The sequence below is a fragment of the Deltaproteobacteria bacterium genome (assembly GCA_005879795.1).
Taxonomy (GTDB): Bacteria; Desulfobacterota; Binatia; order DP-6; family DP-6; genus DP-6.
Genome location: VBKJ01000235.1, coordinates 1 through 2,813 on the forward strand (window position 1 = coordinate 1; position 2,813 = coordinate 2,813).

Consider the following 2,813-nt stretch of genomic DNA (forward strand, 5'->3'; position numbering starts at 1 on the left):
GGATGCGCTCTCGCCCCTCGACCCGCACGCGCCAGGCGGGGTTGAGCCAGGTGTAGAGCGAGGCCCAGAAGCACGTGTAGCGGTGCAGGAGCGCGCGGCGCCGGTCGAACGGGGCGGTCACCACCCAGATGAGCACCGCCACCGGGAAGAGGACGATCGAGCTCCCCGCGAGGAAGACCCAGAAGACGAGGGAGAGCGCGCGCCGCAGCACCGCCGCCCCTCTAGCATTCGGCACGGGCGGGGGACCAGAGGAACTCGGGCCAGCTACAAGCTGTCGAGGACCCCGGAGCGCGGGGCGGCGCGGGCCTCCACCAGCCGTCTGAGCGTCGGGCGCCGTCGTGGCAAGAGCCCGACGCGCTGCAAGTACGCGCTCGCCATCACCGCGTCCGCCACCAACCGGAGGAGCGCCCCCGTGGGCACCGACAGGTATGCCGGCAACCGCTCGAGCCGCATGCCGGCCCCCCACCACGTCACCGCGGCAAGGAAAGCGAGCCGCCACCAGTTCCCGCGCACGAGGTTCCAGCTCCGGCGAGACGCTCTCGCAAGGCCTGCAGCCTCCACCACGATCACCTCTCGCCAGAAGATTAGCCGCACCAGCAGATAGATTTGGAGCGCGAAGGCACACCACCCGAGCGCTGCATGAGGCGGTGCATGAGACCCGACCGCGACCAGGAGCGCCACGAACGGCGCCACGAAGATCGCTCCGACGATTGCCTCGGCGCCCACGAGGCTCGGGAGGCGCGAGACGGCACGGGAGGCCGCCTCCACGGGCGAAGCCCGGCCGCATGCCGCGCCGTACAGGAAGGCCACGACGAACCCATCAGCCAGCGCGTCCACGACGAGGTGCTTCGCCTGCCACGCGACGGACTGCCAGCGCAGAAGCGGGAGGAGTAGGGCGATCGGGTTCGCGCCGTCGACCGCCGGAGTGCCCGGGGTGGCGAAGAAGGAGTCGGCGAGCCGCGATGCCACGAGGAGCACGCCGGCAAGCAGGAGGACCCGGTGCCTCGCGATCGCGCCGATCCCGTCCTCGATCGCCTGGAGGACCGCTATCTGCTCGACCTCGAGCGCCGCGATCGGTGCGGGAGCCGAGGCGCTGGGAATGTCGGCGTGAAACTCCTCGTAGCTCGCTCCGCTCCTGGCCGTGCTGCAGTTCCAGCACACCTCGAAGTCGTCTTCGACCTCGGCGCCGCACTTGGAACACCGCCACATGCGCTAACCTGGCGCGAGAGATACCACGACCGCGGCGAGCGGTGTCAACCGACGCCGCGATGGTCCCGAAGCCGGCTAGCTAGACCAGCCGGTAGAGCTCCGCCGCGTTGTCGGCGCACATCCGCCGGCGCTCGGCCGCCGGCACGTCGCGGAAGACGTCGTCGACCACGCGGCGCGTCTCCGGCCAGTCGCAGCCGTGGTGCGGGTAGTCGGTCGACCAGAGCATGTTCTCGACGCCGATCACGTGCCGGTTCATCACCGCGTAGCGGTCGATCATGAAGGCCGCGCGCCAGTTGCGCCGGAAGTAGAAGGACGGCTGGTGCTGCAGCTTGACGGGCAGCCAGGAGCGGTTCCGCCACCAGCGGTCGTCGAGCTGCTCGAGCAGGTAGGGGATCCAGCCGCAGCCGGTCTCGACCGCCACCCAGACCAGGGCCGGAAAGCGGTCGTGGACGCCCGACTGGATGATTTCCGCCATGTCGACGATCATGTCGCGGGCGCCCACCGTGGCGAGCCCCGTCAGATCGTCGCCGCGGACGCCCTTCGCCTTCGGCTTCTGCAGCTGGCGCATGACGCGCACGTGGAAGTGGACCGGCACGCCGAGCGCCTGCGCCGCGTCCCAGAACTTGTCGTCCTCGGGCCGGATGGAGGAGCCGACGCTCGGCATGGTGTTGAGCCAGACGCCCCGCATGCCGAGGCGGAGGCAGCGCTCCATCTCGCGGATCGACTCCTCGACGCCGAGGGCCGGCATGCAGGCGAGGCCGATCAGGCGCTCCGGCGCCACCTTCACGAACTCCTCCGCGATCCAGTTGTTATAGGCCTGCACCCCCGCGAGCTGGAACTCGGGATCGGGGTCGGAGAAGAAGTGACTCATCATGCGCGCCGAGCCGAACAGCACCTCAGCATCCACCCCGTCGAGGTCCTGCTCCGCGAGACGCGGCTCGGCGCGGAAGTTCCCCTGGTTCGCCTCGGCGAAGGTGACGCCGGTCCAGCGCACGTCCGCGTGTTTGCGTCCGGCCGAGGCGTAGATGCCGATCGGCGCCGGCGGCGCGTCGGGGCTGAACTGCCAGGCCTCGCCGCCCTCGCCGTCGGGCACCACCCGGGGCGCCTTCTCGTGGAACTTGCGCGGCATGTACTGCTTCCAGAGATGCGGCGGCTCCAGGATGTGCGAATCGGCGGAGATCAGATCGTACGCGCGGGCCATCGGCGCTGCCCTCCTGCCCGAGGCATACAAACAAACGTTCGTTCGTTTCAAGGGGGCGTGCTACAAGCGGGCCATGCACGCGCCCGTCCTCTACATGGTGAAGGCCTGGGTCTCGCCCGACGGCGGCGAGCGCTACCTCCGCTGGCTCGAGGAGAAGCACATGGCGGAGGTGATCCGCGAGCCGGGCTTCCTCTGGGCACAGCGCTGCCGGCTCGAGCAGCGCGACGAGCAGGGTTGGCTGGGCTACCTCCTCATCTACGGCCTCGAGTCGCGCGCGGCCCTCGAGCGCTACCTCGCCAGCCCCGCCCGCGAGCGCTTCTGGCGCGAGCTCGAGCCGCTCGGCGACGTGCAGCGCGCCGAACGCTTCTACGGGACGGTGGATCTTCGCCTGGAGGCGGCTAGC

4 protein-coding genes are annotated in these 2,813 nt (G+C 70.2%); 1 reads left to right on the plus strand and 3 read right to left on the minus strand.

Annotated features, from left to right (window positions below; genetic code table 11):
• The 3 genes from E6J59_19450 to E6J59_19460 all read right to left on the minus strand — a co-directional run.
• A partial coding sequence (locus E6J59_19450; protein ID TMB16134.1) for a 1-acyl-sn-glycerol-3-phosphate acyltransferase occupies positions 1-211 on the minus strand: 211 nt, incomplete at its 3' end.
• Positions 212-264: 53 nt separating this feature from the next.
• Positions 265-1,209, minus strand: coding sequence for a hypothetical protein (locus E6J59_19455; protein TMB16135.1), 945 nt, complete (start codon positions 1,207-1,209; stop codon positions 265-267).
• Positions 1,210-1,288: 79 nt separating this feature from the next.
• Positions 1,289-2,410 carry an amidohydrolase gene (locus tag E6J59_19460; protein ID TMB16136.1) on the minus strand — a complete coding sequence of 374 codons (1,122 nt, stop codon included), beginning with the start codon at positions 2,408-2,410 and terminating at the stop codon, positions 1,289-1,291.
• Here E6J59_19460 and E6J59_19465 point away from each other — a divergent pair.
• Positions 2,235-2,813: DUF4286 family protein (locus tag E6J59_19465; GenBank protein ID TMB16137.1), on the plus strand; the 579-nt coding region annotated here is incomplete at its 3' end. The genes E6J59_19460 and E6J59_19465 overlap by 176 nt on opposite strands.

Bases quoted from the DNA above. Each gene is read 5' to 3' on its own strand.
- E6J59_19455 (TMB16135.1), bottom strand. From the start codon at position 1,209: ATGTGGCGGTGTTCCAAGTGCGGCGCCGAGGTCGAAGACGACTTCGAG.
- E6J59_19460 (TMB16136.1), bottom strand. From the start codon at position 2,410: ATGGCCCGCGCGTACGATCTGATCTCCGCCGATTCGCACATCCTGGAG.